A 16,911-nucleotide genomic window follows, 5' to 3' on the forward strand; every position below is an offset into this window, starting at 1 on the left:
GAGCTTTTTTTGAAATTTTTTCAGGCCGCTTCGGTGCGCTGCACACCCAGCAGATGCCCCACCGCGTCCAAGTCGGTTTCCCGCCGCAGAGCGCTGAACAGCGCCACCGCTTCGGGATAATTGCGCGTCAGCATGGCCAGCCACTGTTTCAATCTGCCCGGGGCCTGGCGGGGTGTCAGTTGCTCGACCACTTGCACCCAGAAGTCCTGGAGCATCGGCTGCAAATCGGCCCAGGACATCTCGATCACTTCCTCACCAGCCCGGGCCGCGGCGATCTGCCGGGCCAGATCAGGGCGAGAAACGAGGCCGCGACCGAGCATGATGTCTTCGACGCCGCTGATTTCACGGCATCGACGCCAATCTTCCACGCTCCAGATATCGCCATTGGCAAACACAGGCACCTTGACCACTTCCTGCACCCTGGGGATCCACTCCCAGTGGGCGGGAGGCTTATAGCCGTCCACCTTGGTCCGCGCATGCACCACAATGTGCGCCGCGCCGCCTTCGGCCAACGCCGTGGCACAGACCAACGCGCCATCCGGGCTATCGAAACCCAGGCGCATCTTGGCGGTGACCGGGATGTGTTCTGGCACCGCACGACGCACGTGTTCGACGATTTCGTTGAGCAATTCCGGTTCTTTGAGCAACACCGCCCCACCCCGGGATTTGTTCACGGTCTTGGCCGGGCAACCGAAGTTCAGGTCGATCACCTCTGAGCCCAACTCGCAGGCCAACGCCGCGTTTTCCGCCAGGCACACCGGATCGGAACCAAGCAGCTGCACCCGCAGCGGTACACCGGCAGCAGTTCGGGCGCCAGTCAACAGTTCAGGGGCGAGCTTATGAAAATAGGCCGGCGTGAGCAGACGGTCGTTGACGCGGATGAACTCGGTGACACACCAGTCGATACCGCCAACACGGGTCAGGACATCCCGCAGGATGTTGTCGACCAACCCCTCCATGGGTGCCAGGGCAATTTGCATGGAAACACACACTCAAACGAAAAACGTGCGGCAGTTTACCGGATTTTGCCCACATAGCCGGCATTCACCACAAATCCTTGTGGGAGCGAGCTTGCTCGCGATAGCGATGGGTCAGCTTGCATTGATGTTGGATGTGCTGCCGTCATCGCGAGCAGGCTCGCTCCCACAATGGTTCCAATGTATTTACAGAATTGGAGCCCGCCACAAATCCCTGTGGGAGCGAGCCTGCTCGCGATAGCAGCAGTTCAGTCTATGAAGATGCCAGATGGATTCAACGCCACGCCATAACCCTCGATGAATTCCTGCGGCATGCGCTTTGGCCGACCGGTGGACAGTTCAATGCAGACAAATGTGGTCTGGGCCCGCAGTAAGGTAGTGTTGTCGCTGGGGCGGACCAACTGGAAATGCCGGGTCATTTTCAGGCGCTGGTCCCAGTCGACGATCCAGGTTGCCAATTGAAGCTCGTCGCCTTCATAAGCCGCCGCCAGGTAATCGATTTCATGCCGCACCACCGCCATGGCTCGGTCCAGGCGCCGGTACTCCACCAGATCCAGGCCCAGGCGCTGGGAATGGCGCCAGGCACAACGCTCGAGCCAGGTGACGTACACCGCGTTGTTGGCATGGCCCAGCCCGTCGATATCTTCGGCATTTACTTGAAGATCAATGATGAACGGCGTTGCCCGATCCCAGCCCATGCCCCTCTCCCGGTCGAATTTGGTTGGGGCAGTGTAACGGATCCGAGCTTGACCGCCATCGCGGGCAAGCCTTGCTCCCACAGATCAAGCCGATTGCCGCGCTTGCAGGCTGCGCCCGGCCAACAGCGATAACACACCATCAACGACCCGCGAATCGGCCAACACCCGCTGATGCCCACCCTGTGGCAGTCGCAGCAAACGACTGTCGAACCAGGCTTCATGGATCAATTGCGATTCCTTGACCGAGACGAAAGTGTCGTCGTCGGCATGGACGATCAACCCGGGCACGTCCAGTTGGTAATGGGCGACGTCCATTTTCTCGGCCCGCATGCCCACATCGCTTTCCACCAGACGAATGAAAGCTGAACGGGCCTTGGGCGGCAGCCCCATCATCCGCGCGAATCCGCGTAACACACCAAGAATGCGCGCAGGCGCAGCGATGCTGACCAAGGTCTCGGTCCGCAACCCCAACTGAACCGCGAGCATGGCACTGGCTCCACCCATGGAATGCCCGATCACGGCCTGCAACGGTGGCAGCTCAGCGGCGGCCTCAAGCATGGCCCTGGCGAACAACAGGACATTCGCCTCGCGGCCCGGCGAACGACCATGGGCCGGACCGTCCAGGGCCACCACCATGTAACCGGCGTCCACCAGGGCCGTGATCAGCGCCCCGAATTGAGTCGGCCGCCCTTCCCAGCCGTGCATCAGCAAGACTACCGGGCCTTTGCCCCAGCGCAACGCCGAAAGACCGAAGCGCAAGGTGATACGCTCGGACGAGGCCAGCAATGGTAACTCCCAATCCCGCGGCGGCAGGTCTCGAGGGCGCATGAACAGCAGACGCATCTGCTTGGCCACCAGGCGCGGAGCCACCCAGCCAAGCGTGCCATTGACACTACGAATCCAGCTCAACCTGTTCATCGCTCATCTCCAGGGCTTGCGCCTCAGCTCATTGCACTGCCGACTTGGCGGCGCGCAGCAAACGATCGGATAACTCTCCAGGGCCCAGGGCCCTTGCCAGGGCCAGGCCACCCACCATCAAGGCAATGTCGGCCAGGGCCTTGTCGGCGTCCTCCGGGCTGGCCGCCAATTGCGCGACCATCAATTCAACATGCTCGTTGAGCACCTCACGAAACGCATCTGGCAGCCGACCCAGTTCGCCGACCGACGCAGGAATCGGGCAGGCATTCTCGGTGGAATCACGGTGCTTTCGTGACAGATAGAACGCCGCCACCAACGCGCGCCGCTCTTCGCCTGTCAGCTCGCCGTCCATATCGGCAATCAAGCCGCGGCGCCGATTGAGCAACTGCTTGAATGCCTCCAGCATCAAGGCATCCTTGCTTTCGAAATGAGCATAGAAACCGCCCACCGTCAGCCCCGCTGCCCCCATCACCTCGCCCACGCTCGGTTCAGCCGGCCCACGCTGGATCAGCGCATCGCTGGCGGCCTTGAGAATGCGTTCACGGGTTTGTGCCTTCTTATCGCTCATCGTCGCCTCCGAATATTACGATTGAAATATTATTCCCATAATAATTTTCCGCAAGCAGAAATTTTGACCGCTGGTCAGAAGTCGATTTCAAGGATAAGGGAATTGGCCGAACGCCAGACAAACAAAAGGGCCATTCAAGAATTGAATGACCCTTATAAAATCCCGCAGAGCGGGTAATCGTGGCGTCCCCTAGGGGACTCGAACCCCTGTTACCGCCGTGAAAGGGCGGTGTCCTAGGCCACTAGACGAAGGGGACACAAACCTTCTAGCTTGATCAGCGCTGAGAACTGATCGACTCAAGACCGGTGTGGCCAGATCTTGAACCTGTAAATTGGTGGAGCTAGACGGGATCGAACCGTCGACCTCTTGCATGCCATGCAAGCGCTCTCCCAGCTGAGCTATAGCCCCGGATTTTTCGCCTCGCGGCGGAGCGACATCTTGCAACATCGCTTCTGTAAAACTGGCGTCCCCTAGGGGACTCGAACCCCTGTTACCGCCGTGAAAGGGCGGTGTCCTAGGCCACTAGACGAAGGGGACGCAAACCCTTCTATACAACTGATCAACGCTGAGTGTTGATCGCCTCAAGACCGGTGTGGCCAGGCCTTGAAGTGTAAATTGGTGGAGCTAGACGGGATCGAACCGTCGACCTCTTGCATGCCATGCAAGCGCTCTCCCAGCTGAGCTATAGCCCCTCATCGCTGAGGACGGGGCGAATCTTAAGGGCGTATCGGAGGGCTGTCAAATTTATTTTCAACAAATTTGAAAGTTTTTTGCCGGGATAACAATCACTTACCGACAAACCCCGGAAAACCGGGGTATGTCCTGCCTCATCGAGCGCTTACGCGATCGCGCCCAGCAGTTTTTCCCACTCCTTGTTTTCCTTCTTCGACACGCCACCGAGCAGATCGATAGCCTGGCGCAAGCGGAAACGGGTCAGGTCAGGTCCGAGGATTTCCATCGCATCGAGCACCGACACCGAGCTGGCCTGACCGGTAATGGCGGCGAACATCAGCGGCATGGCATCGCGTAATTTCAACTCCAACGACTCGACCACGGCCTGGATGGTCGCGGTGATGCTGTCCTTCTCCCACTGACGCAGGCTTTCCAATTTCCACAGGATCAACTGCATCAACTGGCGCACCTGGTCACCCGACAGCTTCTTGGATTCGAACAACTTCGCATCCGGCGTCACGCCACCGGCAAAGAAGAAGCCGGCCAGCGGGGCGATCTGGCTGAACGTCTCTACCCTGCCCTGCACATGGGGCGCGATTTTCATCATGTACTCAGGGTTCAACGCCCACTTCTGCACACGCGCGGCGAACTCTTCTACCGGCAGGTCCCGCAACCACTGGCCGTTGAGCCACGACAGCTTCTCGATATCGAAGATCGGCCCGCCTAGGGAGACGCGCGACAAATCGAAATGCTCGACCATTTCCTGCAACGAGAACTTCTCGCGCTCATCCGGCATCGACCAACCCATGCGCCCCAGGTAGTTGAGCATCGCCTCGGGCATGAAGCCCATGCGCTCGTAGAACGTCACCGAAGTCGGGTTCTTGCGCTTGGACAACTTGCTCTTGTCCGGGTTACGCAGCAGCGGCATGTAGCACAGTTGCGGCTGCTCCCAGCCGAAGTATTCGTAGAGCAGGATCAGTTTCGGCGCCGACGGCAGCCATTCTTCGCCGCGCAGGACGTGGGTGATGCCCATCAGGTGATCGTCGACCACGTTCGCCAGGAAGTACGTCGGCAAGCCGTCGGTCTTCATCAGCACTTGCATGTCCATGCGATCCCACGGGATCTCGACATCGCCCCGCAGCATGTCCGGCACCACGCAGACACCTTCGCTCGGCACCTTCATGCGGATCACATGGGGCTCACCGGCCGCCAGACGACGGGCGACTTCTTCCTTGGAAAGCAGCAGCGCCCGGCCGTCGTAGCGCGGGGTTTCACCCCGGGCCATTTGCTCGGCGCGCATCTGGTCCAGCTCTTCGGCAGTGCAGAAGCACGGGAACGCGTGCCCCATGTCCACCAACTGCTGGCAATACTGCTTGTAGATATCACCCCGTTCGCTCTGGCGGTACGGACCGTGCGGGCCGCCAACGTCCGGGCCTTCGCTCCAGTCGATGCCCAGCCAGCGCAGGGCGTCGAAGATCTGCTGTTCGGACTCGCGGGTCGAACGCAACTGGTCGGTGTCCTCGATCCGCAGGATGAACTCGCCGCCATGCTGCTTGGCAAAGCAATAGTTGAACAAAGCGATGTAGGCGGTGCCGACATGGGGATCGCCAGTGGGCGAAGGCGCGATGCGGGTGCGGACGGTGGTCATGGCATGTCTCGGAAAGAATATAAAAGCGAAGATGAAACAGGGGGCGAATGGTAACAGGCGATGGCGGGCGGGCTCCAGTGAGAGCGGGATTTGTGTGGTCAGCCGTTGGACGGAGTCGCGCCCATCGCGAGCAGGCTCGCTCCCACAGGGACCGCGACTCGGTCAAAATGTGGGAGCGAGCCTGCTCGCGATGAGGCCATTACAACCACTACAAACCTCAGACAGTCAGCAACCGCTCGCGCAACTTGCCAATCTCGTCGCGCAACTGCGCCGCGGCTTCGAACTCTAGGTCCCGGGCCAGTTGGTACATCTTCTCTTCCAACTGCCGGATCCGCTTGGCGATCTCGCTCGGTGAGCGCAGTTCGGCCTCGTAGCGGGCGCTCTCTTCGGCCGCCTTGGCCATGCCTTTGCGCTTTTTACTGCGCGAGCCAGGTACGGTAGCGCCTTCCATGATGTCGGCGACGTCCTTGAACACGCCCTTGGGGGTGATGCCATTGGCCAGGTTGAAGGCGATCTGCTTGTCGCGCCGGCGCTCGGTCTCGCCGATGGCCCGTTCCATGGAGCCGGTGATGCGGTCCGCATACAGAATCGCCCGGCCGTTGAGGTTACGCGCCGCGCGACCGATGGTCTGGATCAACGAACGCTCCGAACGCAGGAAGCCTTCCTTGTCAGCGTCGAGAATCGCCACCAACGACACTTCCGGCATGTCCAGGCCTTCGCGCAGCAGGTTGATGCCCACCAGCACGTCGAAAGTGCCCAGGCGCAGGTCGCGGATGATCTCGACCCGCTCCACCGTATCGATGTCCGAGTGCAGGTAGCGCACCCGCACGCCATGGTCGGCCAGGTAATCGGTCAGGTCTTCGGCCATGCGCTTGGTCAGCGTGGTGACCAGCACCCGCTCCTCCACCGCCACACGCTTGGTGATTTCCGAGAGCAGGTCGTCGACCTGGGTCAACGCCGGACGCACCTCGACTTGCGGGTCCACCAACCCGGTCGGTCGTACCACTTGCTCGACCACACGACCGGCGTGCTCGGCCTCGTAGTTGCCGGGGGTGGCCGAGACAAAAATCGTCTGCGGGCTCACGCCTTCCCATTCGTCGAAGCGCATCGGCCGGTTGTCCAGGGCCGAGGGCAGGCGGAAACCGTATTCCACCAGGGTTTCCTTGCGCGAACGGTCGCCTTTGTACATGGCGCCGACCTGAGGCACGCTGACGTGGGATTCGTCGATCACCAGCAAGGCATCGGCCGGCAGGTAGTCATACAAGGTCGGCGGTGGCGCGCCCGCCGGACGACCCGACAGGTAGCGCGAGTAGTTTTCGATACCGTTGCAGTAGCCCAGCTCCAGGATCATCTCCAGGTCAAAGCGGGTCCGCTGCTCAAGACGCTGGGCTTCTACCAGCTTGTTGTTCGACCGCAGGTATTCCAGGCGCTCCTGCAGCTCGACCTTGATCCCCTCGATGGCGTCCAGCAGGGTTTCCCGCGGCGTCACATAGTGGCTCTTGGGGTAGAAGGTGAAACGCGGCAGCTTGCGGATGACTTCGCCGGTCAGCGGGTCGAACGCGGAAATGCTCTCCACTTCATCGTCGAACAGCTCGATGCGGATCGCTTCGAGGTCCGATTCCGCCGGGTAGATGTCGATCACATCGCCGCGCACCCGGAACGTCGCCCGGGCAAAATCCATGTCGTTGCGGGTGTATTGCAAGTCCGCCAGGCGCCTGAGCAAGGCGCGCTGGTCGAGTTTGTCGCCGCGGTCCACGTGCAGCACCATCTTCAGGTAGGTTTCCGGGCTGCCCAGACCGTAGATGCACGACACCGTGGTGACGATGATCGCGTCCTTGCGCTCGAGCAAGGCCTTGGTCGCCGACAGGCGCATCTGTTCGATGTGGTCGTTGATCGAGGCATCCTTCTCGATGAAGGTGTCCGACGACGGCACGTAGGCCTCGGGCTGGTAGTAGTCGTAGTAGGAAACGAAGTACTCCACGGCGTTATTCGGAAAAAACGCCTTGAACTCACCGTATAGCTGCGCGGCCAGGGTCTTGTTCGGTGCCAGTACCAGGGTTGGGCGCTGCACCTGGGCAATCACGTTGGCAATACTGAAGGTCTTGCCCGAGCCGGTCACACCGAGCAGCGTCTGGTGCGCCAGCCCGGCCTCGATGCCTTCGACCATCAGGCGAATGGCTTCCGGCTGGTCGCCGGCGGGCTGGAATCGGGTGACTAGCTGGAATTCAGACATGACATAACCTCTGGGTTCATTCCTGTCGGCCAGCCGACAGGAATGAGAAAGACCGAAACGACTGATGCCGTCCGAGGAAAAAGCTGGGATGCACACAATGTGGAGGTGAATGCCTTCGCTTTCAAGACGAACGTCCTACACGCCTTGCAGACTTTGACGCGGAGAAGGGACTAACGGTCAAAAAAAATCGAAAATACTTACCGCAAAAGCCGAATCGCCTGTCGCCGTACCGGGTGATGGCCTCTATACTAGCTCCCCGTTTGTGCACCGCTCTAGTGCATCCGGCTGGAGCGCGACACGTCCCCCTCACTCCATTCAGAGCCGCGCAATAATGAGCCTGTTTTCCGCTGTCGAATTGGCACCCCGCGACCCCATCCTGGGCCTCAACGAAGCTTTCAACGCCGACACCCGTACCAATAAGGTCAACCTGGGCGTGGGTGTTTACTGCAACGAGGAGGGGCGCATTCCACTCCTGCGCGCGGTTGTCGAAGCCGAGACGGCTCGCGTGGCTCAGCACGTTTCCCGTGGTTACCTGCCGATCGACGGTATCGCCGCCTACGACCAGGCGGTCCAGACTTTGCTGTTCGGCAAGGATTCGCCACTGATCGCCTCCGGCCGCGTCATCACCACCCAGGCCGTGGGCGGAACCGGCGCCCTGAAGATCGGTGCCGACTTCCTCAAGCAACTGCTGCCTGACGCCGTCGTCGCCATCAGCGACCCAAGCTGGGAAAACCATCGCGCGCTGTTCGAAACCGCCGGCTTCCCGGTGCAGAACTATCGCTACTACGACGCCGCCACCCACGACGTGAACCGCAGCGGTCTGCTGGAAGACCTCAACGCCCTGCCCGACCGCTCGATCGTTGTGCTGCACGCCTGCTGCCACAACCCGACTGGCGTGGACCTGAGCCCGCAAGACTGGAAAGACGTACTGGCCGTGGTCAAGGCCAAGAATCACGTACCGTTCCTGGACATGGCCTACCAGGGCTTTGGCGACGGCATCGACGAAGACGCAGCGGCCGTGCGCCTGTTCGCCGAGTCGGGCCTGACCTTCTTCGCCTCCAGCTCGTTCTCCAAGTCGTTCTCGCTGTACGGCGAGCGCGTCGGCGCCTTGTCGATCGTCAGCGAATCAAAAGAAGAAAGTGCTCGCGTGCTGTCCCAGGTCAAGCGCGTGATCCGCACCAACTACTCCAACCCGCCAACCCATGGCGCCAGCATCGTCGCCGCCGTACTCAACAGCCCGGAGCTGCGCGCGCAGTGGGAAGCCGAACTGGCCGAAATGCGCCTGCGGATTCGCGGCATGCGCAACCAGATGGTCGACATGCTGGCCAAGGCCGCCCCGCAGCACGACTTCAGTTTCGTCGCACGCCAGAGCGGGATGTTCTCCTACTCCGGCCTGACCGTTGAACAAGTGACGCGCCTGCGCAACGAGTTCGGCATCTATGCTCTGGACACCGGGCGCATCTGCGTGGCTGCGTTGAACCAGAACAACATCGATGCGGTGACCAAGGCCATCGTTCAGGTGATCTGAAGCCCAGCGACATGAAAAACGGGAAGCCAAGGCTTCCCGTTTTTTTTGAAGTGTCCCCGCAAGAACAGGTGCACCCTGAACCTGTGGCGAGGGAGCTTGCTCCCGCTGGGCTGCGCAGCAGCCCTAAAGCCAGCCACCTCGGTACTTCAGGTTGATTAGCCCAGCATTTTTTGGGGCTGCTTCGCAGCCCAGCGGGAGCAAGCTCCCTCGCCACAAAAGCAAGGCCACAAAGCACCAGGCACGACACTTTCGGCGAGGCTAAAGCTCCGTCGCCCGCTGGCTCGCCGCATCGTCATAGATGACATACAACGACTCGGCCACCTGGCTCTTGATCGCTTTGGTGCTTTCCAGCCCCAGGACAAAACCTTCGGCCTTGCCGCCAGCGCGGTTCAATTCCTCGGCGGTGCTGGCCTGGGTGATGGCGTCGTAGAGTTTCTCGGCGTGCGGTCCCACCCCTTTGGGCAAGCTGATCTGCGCGGTACTCATAACGACACCTCGGCGCAGCTGGCTGTGTGGAGCGGTAACAGATGGTTCATGGCGCGTACCTCAATGTCGGCGAATGGCCGGCAGCGCGTCCTGCCACTTCCGGGCAAGCATGGTAGCCCTCTCCCGCCATTGCGGTAACCGCAATTGTTGATTGACCGCCAATGGGCCCCAGGAATGCGCCGCCCGGCAATAGACGCTTGACTTCTCTTTTCCAATCAGTAACATACGCGCCATTCCGCGATAGCTCAGTTGGTAGAGCAAGTGACTGTTAATCACTGGGTCCCTGGTTCGAGTCCAGGTCGTGGAGCCAGACAGCAACAGAAAAAGCCCCTGGATCGAAAGATCCAGGGGCTTTTTTGTGGGTGAAAAACAGACCAGATGGCCGTATGAGCCTGCCCGAGGTCGCTGCCGGAACAATAATCCGGCGCCAAAAAGGCATTATGGTCCGGATCCTGCTTCTTTTTCCAACAACTCAAGCTGTCACGTGAGCGTCATGACAGGGCCGCAAACTGGCATTGTCCGCCAACAACAGCTTCATAAAAACAAGGACGAAGGTATGCCCACGCAAAATCCCCATCGCATTGTCGGCTTGTGCACCTCCAGCAAGGTGTACAACGTGCTGACCGAACTCAAGCAACTGGAAGGCCACCGCAGCGCCAAGTTCCTTTCGCTGCTGGCGGAAAACCTGGTGCGCAAGGGCCTGCTCAACGAGCAGGAAGTGGTGCACATGCTCGATCTGGTCGTCGATTGAGCGGCATCGATTCCTACTATTGAGCCGGTTGATTTTTCGTCCTTCCTTCTGAGTCGTAAGGTAACCCCATCGTTTGATGGAGGTTTCCCATGCCCAAGGTTCAAATCATGTCTGTCATTGGCAGCGCCGTTCCCGCCCCACTCCGGGAGCTCGGGTTGCTGGCCTGCTGGTATCTGGTGCAGGACGGCGTGACCATCAGCGGCCCGCTGACTTCACTGCCCGCCGCCCAGGCATTGTCGCAACGCATCGGCCCCTACCTGTTGAGCGCCTAGGGCAACTGTACACGCGGCGTGCTTTCGACGAACAACGCCCAGCACGACATGAACAGCGCGGCGATCAGTGGTCCGATCACGAAACCGTTCAGCCCGAACACCGCCAGCCCGCCCAGTGTCGAGACCAGCACCATGTAGTCGGGCATCTTGGTGTCCTTGCCCACCAGGATCGGACGCAGGAAGTTGTCCACCAGACCGATCACGAATACCCCGAACAGCGTCAGCACCACGCCCTGCCAGATCGCCCCCGAGAGCAGGAAATACACTGCCACCGGTGCCCAGACGAGCCCCGCCCCCACCGCTGGCAACAGCGACAGGAACGCCATCAGCACTGCCCAGGGCAATACCGTCGGGATCCCCAGGATCCAGAAGATCAGCCCACCCAGCGCACCTTGGCTGATGGCGACCAGCAGGTTGCCTTTCACCGTGGCCCGCACCACCCGATTGAATTTCAACTGCAGGCGGCGTTTTTGATGTTCCCCCAATGGAACAGCCGTGCGCACTTTGCGCACCAATTCCGGACCGTCGCGCAGAAAGAAGAACAGCAGATAGATCATCACGAAGAAGCTGACCAGGAACTGGAACGTGCCCTGGCCGAAACTGAAGGCCTGGGTGGCGAAGAACTCGCTGCCCTGCATCGCACTCTTGACGATCTTGTCGCGCAAGCCATTCAGGTTGCCCAGGCCGAAGCGGTCCAGCAGGTGCTGGAAGTACGGCGGCAAGGCATCCTTGAAGCGGGCCAGGTAATCGGCAATGTCCAGCTCTCCGCTCTCCAGGCTCTTGTACAGCGCCGCGCCCTCCTGGACCAATAACGTACTGATGATGATCACCGGCAGGATCGCGCTGACCACACAGATGCTCAACGTGAACAACGAGGTGACATTACGGTGCCAGCCGAACCTCAACTGCAGGCGGCGCTGCATCGGGGCAAAGACAATACCCAGGATCACCGCCCAGAACACCGCGCCGTAAAATGGCAGCAGGATCCAGATGAAGGCGACCGTGACCAGCACCAGGAGCAGCATCTGGGCTTTGTTTTGCAGCATCTTTCGATTCATCAGCTTTCCATGTCCAAAGGCGGGATAAACATTAGTCATCCAGGACTCGCCGGAGTGCCTTCGCGTTTGCACCCGGCATTGATCCAAATCAATACCGCCGGGCCGACCGTGGCGTACCCTCGCCGCTTTTTGCGACCTGACGCCACCATGACCCTCGCCGCCCCCGAACTGCTCGCTCCCGCCGGCACCCTGAAAAACATGCGCTACGCCTTCGCCTACGGTGCCGATGCGGTGTACGCCGGTCAGCCGCGCTATAGCCTGCGGGTGCGCAACAACGAATTCGACCACGCGAACCTGGCCTTGGGTATTGCCGAGGCCCAAGCCATGGGCAAGCGCTTCTACGTGGTGGTGAACATTGCCCCGCACAACGCCAAGCTGCGGACCTTCCTCAAGGATCTGGAGCCGGTGATCGCCATGGCGCCGGACGCGCTGATCATGTCCGACCCGGGGCTGATCATGCTGGTGCGCCGACACTTCCCGCAGATGCCGATCCACCTGTCGGTGCAGGCCAATACCGTGAACTGGGCGAGCGTCGAGTTCTGGCAGCAACAGGGCTTGAGCCGGATCATCCTGTCCCGGGAGCTGTCCCTGGAGGAAATCGCCGAGATCCGCGAGCAGGTGCCGGCCATGGAACTGGAAGTGTTCGTCCATGGCGCGTTGTGCATGGCTTATTCCGGGCGCTGCCTGCTGTCCGGCTACTTGAACAAGCGCGATGCCAACCAGGGCAGTTGCACCAATGCCTGTCGCTGGAAATATTCGGCGCAGCCGGCGGTGGAAAACGTCGTGGGCGACATTGTGCAAACCTGTCAGCCGGAACCGACCCTGGGCCTCGGCGCGCCCACCGACCAGGTGTTTTTGCTCCATGAAGCCAACCGCCCGGAAGACGCCATGCCGGCCTTCGAGGACGAGCATGGCACCTACATCATGAATGCCAAGGATCTGCGAGCGGTGCAGCACGTGGAGCGGCTGGCGCGCATGGGCGTGCATTCGTTGAAGATCGAAGGCCGGACCAAATCGCACTTTTATTGCGCGCGCACCACCCAGGTCTATCGCCGGGCCATCGATGACGCGGTGGCCGGCCGGGAATTCGATCGCAGCCTGATGACCGACCTGGAGTCCCTGGCCCAGCGCGGCTACACCGAAGGTTTTCTACGACGCCACGTGCACGACGAGTACCAGAACTACCAGAACGGCAGCTCGGTGTCGGAGCGCCAGCAGTTCGTCGGCGAACTGACCGGCGAACGTCGCGAACGCCTGGCCGAAGTACGGGTGAAAAACCGTTTTGGCCTGGGCGACCACATGGAACTGATGACCCCCAAGGGCAACTTCCACTTCGACCTGCATCAGTTGCAGGACGTCAAAGGCCAGAGCATCGAGGTGGCGCCGGGGGATGGGCATGTGGTGTACGTGCCGATTCCGGATGCGGTGGATTTGCGGTTTGGGTTGTTGATGCGGGATGTGCAGGGAGCGCCCGCCTGAAATCCATTCGTGGCGAGGGAGCTTGCTCCCGCTGGAGCGCGCAGCGGTCCCAAGCGTTTGGGGCTGCTTCGCAACCCAGCGGGAGCAAGCTCCCTCGCCACAACTGCGCTCGGCTGGAAGTTGTCATCGCGAGCAAGCTCGCTCCCACAGGGTTGGGGATGGCCTGCCGTGCCCGGCAGGAACTGCCGAAGGCTGCGATCCTCCGCTTCCGATAAGGCCTGGTAACCCAGGCGAAAACATCTGGATCGAGAGCGAAAGATCGCAGCCTTCGGCAGCTCCTGCTGCGACGGGATCAGATCCGGAACTGCCCCACCAGTTGGCCCAGGCGCTGGCCCAGGTCGGCCAGGCTGCGGGAGGTCTGGGCGCCGAGCTGGGTTTCGTCGGCGACACTGTCCACCGCCACAGCGATCTGATGCACGCTGCGGTTGATTTCTTCGGCCACTGCGGTCTGTTCCTCGGCAGCGCTGGCGATCTGGGCGTTCATCGAATTGATGGTGCCGATCAACTGCGCCATGGTGTCCAGGGAAGCACCCGCCTCGTTGGCCCGTTCCGAGGTGCCATCGCCGGCCTCACTGGAACGGCGCATCGCTTCCACCGCCGCATGGGTGCCTGATTGCAGGCGGTCGATCATGCCCTGGATTTCCTGAGTGCTCTGCTGGGTCCGGCTGGCCAGGGCCCGTACTTCATCGGCCACCACGGCGAAGCCACGCCCCGCTTCCCCGGCACGCGCGGCCTCGATAGCGGCGTTGAGGGCCAGCAGGTTGGTCTGCTCGGCGATCGAACGAATCACCCCGAGCACACTGACAATCGAGGCCACGTCCTGCTGCAAGCTGTCCAGGGACACGCCGCTGCTACGAATATCGTTCACCAACGCATGAATCTGCTGGATGCTGCCAGCCACCACGCGCTTGGCCGACTGCCCTTCCTCGTCGGTCTGCTGGGCCGCGACAGCGGCGCCCTGGGCACTGCGGGCGACTTCCTGGGCAGCCGAGGACATCTCGTTGATCGCCGTGGCGACCTGATCGGTTTCGTGGCGCTGGCGCTCCATGGCCTGCTCGGAGCGCTGGGCCTGTTCGGAGACTTGCGTCACCAGGCCGGTCAGTTGCGAGGTCATGTCGGTGATCTGCCGCACCAGGCCGTGGATCTTGTCGACGAAGCGGTTGAACGAACCGGCCAACTGACCGAGTTCGTCCTGGCTGGTGATGGCCAGGCGACGGGTCAGGTCGCCCTCACCCGCGGCGATGTCGTCGAGGTTGTCTTTCATCAGGTGCAGGGGACGCAGGATCGTATTGGCGAGCACCAGGCCCACCACCGCAATCACCAGCAACACCACCGCGGCGATCCCGACGATGCTCAAGATCACGCCTTGCAGGCGATCGTGGACCTTGGCTTCCACCAGCGCCACCTGGGCTTCGATGCCGTCCAGGTTGACCGAGCTACCGACCGCCAGGTCCCACTTGGGCAGGTACTCGGTGTAGCCGAGCTTGGGCACCAGGTCCTTGCTGCCGGGCAGCGGCGAACTGTATTCCAGGTAATGCGTGCCATCCTTGGCGACTTTCACCAGGTCACGGTTGACGTAGACACCGTTCGGGTCGCGGTTGTCCTTGAAACTCTTGCCCACGCCATCGGGGCTGTTGGCCTTGAACAGACGAATGGTCTCGGAGTCGTAGCCGAAGAAATAACCGTCCTTGCCGTAACTGATATTCGACAGCAGCTTGATCGCCTGGGCGCGTGTCTCGTTATCGCCCGCAGCTGCGGCATCGTACAGCGGCTTGATGGCGGTAAGGCCCACCGCCACGTAGTTCTGCAGCGTGGCCTTGGCCTCGCTGAGCAGGCGTTCGCGAGTCTGCTGGACTTCTTTGCCAGCTTGTTCCTTCAAGATGAAAGCCGTGGTCAGGCTGATGATCACGGCGGACAGCAATACCGGCAGTATCGCAAGGGACAGGACTTTAGCCTTCAGGCTCAGGCGCATGCTGTTCACTCTTGTTGGTGTTATTGGCGTGGTTAGCTGTATTAACGGCAAGGCACGGCAAAACTGTAGGACAAAGTGAACAAGGCTTGAGGGAGGTATTGAATCTGGAGGGCCCCATCGCGAGCAGGCTCGCTCCCACATTGGATTGAGGTGTTCACAGATGTTGTGTCCACTGCAAGTCCCCTGTGGGAGCGAGCCTGCTCGCGATGCAGGCAACGCCGTCTCGGATTACAACACCATCGCCGCCACCCAGCCAAACGCCAGCAACGGCAGGTTGTAGTGAATGAAGGTCGGGACCACGGTGTCCCAGATGTGATGGTGCTGGCCGTCGATGTTCAGGCCGGAGGTCGGGCCCAGGGTCGAGTCCGAGGCGGGCGAACCGGCATCGCCCAGGGCGCCGGCGGTGCCGACGATGCAGACGATCGCCAGCGGGCTGAAGCCCAGTTGCAGGCACAGCGGCACGAAAATCGTCGCCAGGATCGGCACCGTGGAAAACGACGAGCCGATGCCCATGGTCACCAGCAGCCCCACCAACAACATCATCAGCGCACCGATGCCCTTGTTGTGGCCGATCCAGGCCGCCGAGGTTTCCACCAGGCTCTGGACTTCACCGGTGGCCTTCATCACTTCGGCGAACCCCGAGGCGGCGATCATGATGAAGCCAATCATCGCCATCATTTTCATGCCTTCGGTGAACAGGTCGTCGGTTTCGCGCCAGCGCACCACTCCCGAGAGCGAGAAAATCAGGAACCCGACCAGGGCGCCGATGATCATCGAGTCCACCAGTAGCTGCACCGCGAACGCCGCCGCCACCGCAAACCCGGCCACCATCAGGCTCAGCGGGTTGTAGCGCACGGCCACTTGCTCGACCCGGGCAATTTTCTTCAGGTCGTAGACGCGTTTCTTGCGGTAGGAGAACAACGACAACAGCAAGCCGAACACCATGCCCAGCGCCGGAATGCCCATGGCGTGAGTAACGTTGATGCCGCTGACGTCCACACCGCTGCGGGCGATGTTGGCCAGCAGGATTTCGTTGAGGAAGATATTGCCGAACCCCACCGGCAGGAACATGTAGGGCGTGATCAGGCCGAAGGTCATGACGCAGGCGATCAACCGGCGGTCCAGTTGCAACTTGGTCAGCACATAGAGAAGTGGCGGCACCAGCAGCGGGATGAAGGCAATATGGATCGGCAAAATGTTCTGGGAGGCGACCGCGACCGTTCCCAGCAGACCAATCAGGACCCACTTGACGCCCGAGCCGCCAGCGGCATCCTGGCGATCCACCAGGGCCAAGGCTTTGTCGGCCAGGGCATGGGCCATGCCGGACTTGGCAATCGCCACGGCGAAGGCTCCGAGCAAGGCATAGGACAACGCCACCGTCGCACCGCCACCCAGGCCGGCATTGAACGCCTTGAGCGTCGCCTCGATCCCCAGGCCGCCTGTCAGACCACCCACCAACGCGCCGATAATCAGCGCGATCACCACATGCACGCGGGACAGGCTGAGTACCAGCATGACGCCTACCGCAGCAATTACTGCATTTATCATCGTTACCTCAAAGCACAGCGATGGAAAGCCACCGGACAAAAAGGTCGCGACTTTGCAGCAAGCGGCGGCAAGCTGCAAGGGCCGTGGGGCGGGTTTTCAAGTC

General features: G+C 61.1%; 14 protein-coding genes, 5 tRNA genes and 1 pseudogene. 5 read left to right on the forward strand and 15 right to left on the reverse strand.

Annotation, left to right across the window (positions count from 1 at the left end; translation table 11 throughout):
* Window positions 1–20: 20 nt before the first annotated feature.
* From PSH86_RS20885 to uvrB, 10 genes are all read right to left on the reverse strand, one after another.
* Window positions 21–980 (reverse strand): tRNA-dihydrouridine synthase, encoded by a 960-nt coding sequence (locus PSH86_RS20885; RefSeq protein ID WP_116833050.1) that lies wholly within the window; start codon window positions 978–980, stop codon window positions 21–23.
* A gap of 245 nt (window positions 981–1,225) precedes the next feature.
* On the reverse strand, window positions 1,226–1,675 hold the full coding sequence (locus PSH86_RS20890; RefSeq protein WP_116833051.1) for a thioesterase family protein: 450 nt from the start codon (window positions 1,673–1,675) through the stop codon (window positions 1,226–1,228).
* Window positions 1,676–1,759: 84 nt separating this feature from the next.
* Entirely contained in the window at window positions 1,760–2,593 is an 834-nt protein-coding gene (locus PSH86_RS20895; protein ID WP_176689380.1) for an alpha/beta fold hydrolase, read from the reverse strand.
* A gap of 28 nt (window positions 2,594–2,621) precedes the next feature.
* Window positions 2,622–3,161 carry a TetR/AcrR family transcriptional regulator gene (locus PSH86_RS20900; protein WP_109754589.1) on the reverse strand — a complete coding sequence of 180 codons (540 nt, stop codon included), beginning with the start codon at window positions 3,159–3,161 and terminating at the stop codon, window positions 2,622–2,624.
* 180 nt (window positions 3,162–3,341) lie between these two features.
* Window positions 3,342–3,417 (reverse strand) — tRNA-Glu (locus PSH86_RS20905).
* A 76-nt stretch (window positions 3,418–3,493) separates the two neighbouring features.
* A tRNA-Ala gene (locus tag PSH86_RS20910) sits at window positions 3,494–3,569 on the reverse strand.
* Window positions 3,570–3,622: 53 nt separating this feature from the next.
* Window positions 3,623–3,698: transfer RNA gene (locus PSH86_RS20915), tRNA-Glu, on the reverse strand.
* A gap of 79 nt (window positions 3,699–3,777) precedes the next feature.
* Window positions 3,778–3,853, reverse strand: a tRNA-Ala gene (locus PSH86_RS20920).
* Between the two features lie 146 nt (window positions 3,854–3,999).
* The gene (gene gltX / locus PSH86_RS20925) at window positions 4,000–5,481 is read right to left on the reverse strand and encodes a glutamate--tRNA ligase (RefSeq protein WP_041023763.1); all 1,482 of its coding nucleotides are present in this window, start codon (window positions 5,479–5,481) and stop codon (window positions 4,000–4,002) included.
* A gap of 217 nt (window positions 5,482–5,698) precedes the next feature.
* A complete protein-coding gene (gene uvrB, locus PSH86_RS20930; RefSeq protein ID WP_305484684.1) occupies window positions 5,699–7,714 on the reverse strand; it encodes an excinuclease ABC subunit UvrB in 2,016 nt (671 codons plus the stop codon).
* A gap of 331 nt (window positions 7,715–8,045) precedes the next feature.
* Between uvrB and PSH86_RS20935 the strand changes: the two genes are divergently transcribed.
* Window positions 8,046–9,242 (forward strand): amino acid aminotransferase, encoded by a 1,197-nt coding sequence (locus tag PSH86_RS20935; RefSeq protein WP_116833053.1) that lies wholly within the window; start codon window positions 8,046–8,048, stop codon window positions 9,240–9,242.
* A gap of 258 nt (window positions 9,243–9,500) precedes the next feature.
* Here PSH86_RS20935 and PSH86_RS20940 read toward each other — a convergent pair whose 3' ends face one another.
* On the reverse strand, window positions 9,501–9,728 hold the full coding sequence (locus tag PSH86_RS20940) for a hypothetical protein (protein WP_018612405.1): 228 nt from the start codon (window positions 9,726–9,728) through the stop codon (window positions 9,501–9,503).
* Window positions 9,729–9,962: 234 nt separating this feature from the next.
* Between PSH86_RS20940 and PSH86_RS20945 the strand changes: the two genes are divergently transcribed.
* The 3 genes from PSH86_RS20945 to PSH86_RS20955 all read left to right on the forward strand — a co-directional run bounded on the left by PSH86_RS20945 (window position 9,963) and on the right by PSH86_RS20955 (window position 10,751).
* Window positions 9,963–10,038, forward strand: a tRNA-Asn gene (locus PSH86_RS20945).
* 246 nt (window positions 10,039–10,284) lie between these two features.
* On the forward strand, window positions 10,285–10,479 hold the full coding sequence (locus tag PSH86_RS20950; RefSeq protein ID WP_003203896.1) for a hypothetical protein: 195 nt from the start codon (window positions 10,285–10,287) through the stop codon (window positions 10,477–10,479).
* An 89-nt stretch (window positions 10,480–10,568) separates the two neighbouring features.
* Window positions 10,569–10,751 (forward strand): hypothetical protein, encoded by a 183-nt coding sequence (locus PSH86_RS20955; protein ID WP_003203898.1) that lies wholly within the window; start codon window positions 10,569–10,571, stop codon window positions 10,749–10,751.
* Here PSH86_RS20955 and PSH86_RS20960 read toward each other — a convergent pair.
* Entirely contained in the window at window positions 10,748–11,809 is a 1,062-nt protein-coding gene (locus tag PSH86_RS20960) for an AI-2E family transporter (protein WP_116833054.1), read from the reverse strand. The genes PSH86_RS20955 and PSH86_RS20960 overlap by 4 nt on opposite strands.
* A 147-nt stretch (window positions 11,810–11,956) precedes the next feature.
* Here PSH86_RS20960 and yegQ point away from each other — a divergent pair, with 147 nt between their 5' ends.
* Window positions 11,957–13,288: a tRNA 5-hydroxyuridine modification protein YegQ gene (yegQ, locus tag PSH86_RS20965; RefSeq protein WP_305490381.1), complete on the forward strand. Its 1,332-nt coding sequence runs from the start codon at window positions 11,957–11,959 to the stop codon at window positions 13,286–13,288.
* 292 nt (window positions 13,289–13,580) lie between these two features.
* On the opposite strand, the gene PSH86_RS30695 is transcribed toward yegQ, so the two are convergent.
* The 3 genes and pseudogenes from PSH86_RS30695 to PSH86_RS20975 form a co-directional block, all read right to left on the reverse strand.
* On the reverse strand, window positions 13,581–14,402 hold the full coding sequence (locus PSH86_RS30695; RefSeq protein WP_370873826.1) for a methyl-accepting chemotaxis protein: 822 nt from the start codon (window positions 14,400–14,402) through the stop codon (window positions 13,581–13,583).
* 84 nt (window positions 14,403–14,486) lie between these two features.
* A pseudogene (locus PSH86_RS30700) lies at window positions 14,487–15,401 on the reverse strand (cache domain-containing protein); the annotation flags it as partial.
* Window positions 15,402–15,488: 87 nt separating this feature from the next.
* Entirely contained in the window at window positions 15,489–16,805 is a 1,317-nt protein-coding gene (locus PSH86_RS20975; RefSeq protein ID WP_162893913.1) for a Na+/H+ antiporter family protein, read from the reverse strand.
* Window positions 16,806–16,911: the final 106 nt, after the last annotated feature.

The organism is Pseudomonas sp. FP2300, from assembly GCF_030687595.1.
In the GTDB taxonomy this organism is placed as follows: domain Bacteria; phylum Pseudomonadota; class Gammaproteobacteria; order Pseudomonadales; family Pseudomonadaceae; genus Aquipseudomonas; species Aquipseudomonas bijieensis.

Bases quoted from the DNA above. Each gene is read 5' to 3' on its own strand.
- PSH86_RS20885 (WP_116833050.1), bottom strand. From the start codon at position 980: ATGCAAATTGCCCTGGCACCCATGGAGGGGTTGGTCGACAACATCCTG.
- PSH86_RS20890 (WP_116833051.1), bottom strand. From the start codon at position 1,675: ATGGGCTGGGATCGGGCAACGCCGTTCATCATTGATCTTCAAGTAAAT.
- PSH86_RS20895 (WP_176689380.1), bottom strand. From the start codon at position 2,593: ATGAACAGGTTGAGCTGGATTCGTAGTGTCAATGGCACGCTTGGCTGG.
- PSH86_RS20900 (WP_109754589.1), bottom strand. From the start codon at position 3,161: ATGAGCGATAAGAAGGCACAAACCCGTGAACGCATTCTCAAGGCCGCC.
- gltX (WP_041023763.1), bottom strand. From the start codon at position 5,481: ATGACCACCGTCCGCACCCGCATCGCGCCTTCGCCCACTGGCGATCCC.
- uvrB (WP_305484684.1), bottom strand. From the start codon at position 7,714: ATGTCTGAATTCCAGCTAGTCACCCGATTCCAGCCCGCCGGCGACCAG.
- PSH86_RS20935 (WP_116833053.1), top strand. From the start codon at position 8,046: ATGAGCCTGTTTTCCGCTGTCGAATTGGCACCCCGCGACCCCATCCTG.
- PSH86_RS20940 (WP_018612405.1), bottom strand. From the start codon at position 9,728: ATGAGTACCGCGCAGATCAGCTTGCCCAAAGGGGTGGGACCGCACGCC.
- PSH86_RS20950 (WP_003203896.1), top strand. From the start codon at position 10,285: ATGCCCACGCAAAATCCCCATCGCATTGTCGGCTTGTGCACCTCCAGC.
- PSH86_RS20955 (WP_003203898.1), top strand. From the start codon at position 10,569: ATGCCCAAGGTTCAAATCATGTCTGTCATTGGCAGCGCCGTTCCCGCC.
- PSH86_RS20960 (WP_116833054.1), bottom strand. From the start codon at position 11,809: ATGAATCGAAAGATGCTGCAAAACAAAGCCCAGATGCTGCTCCTGGTG.
- yegQ (WP_305490381.1), top strand. From the start codon at position 11,957: ATGACCCTCGCCGCCCCCGAACTGCTCGCTCCCGCCGGCACCCTGAAA.
- PSH86_RS30695 (WP_370873826.1), bottom strand. From the start codon at position 14,402: ATGACCTCGCAACTGACCGGCCTGGTGACGCAAGTCTCCGAACAGGCC.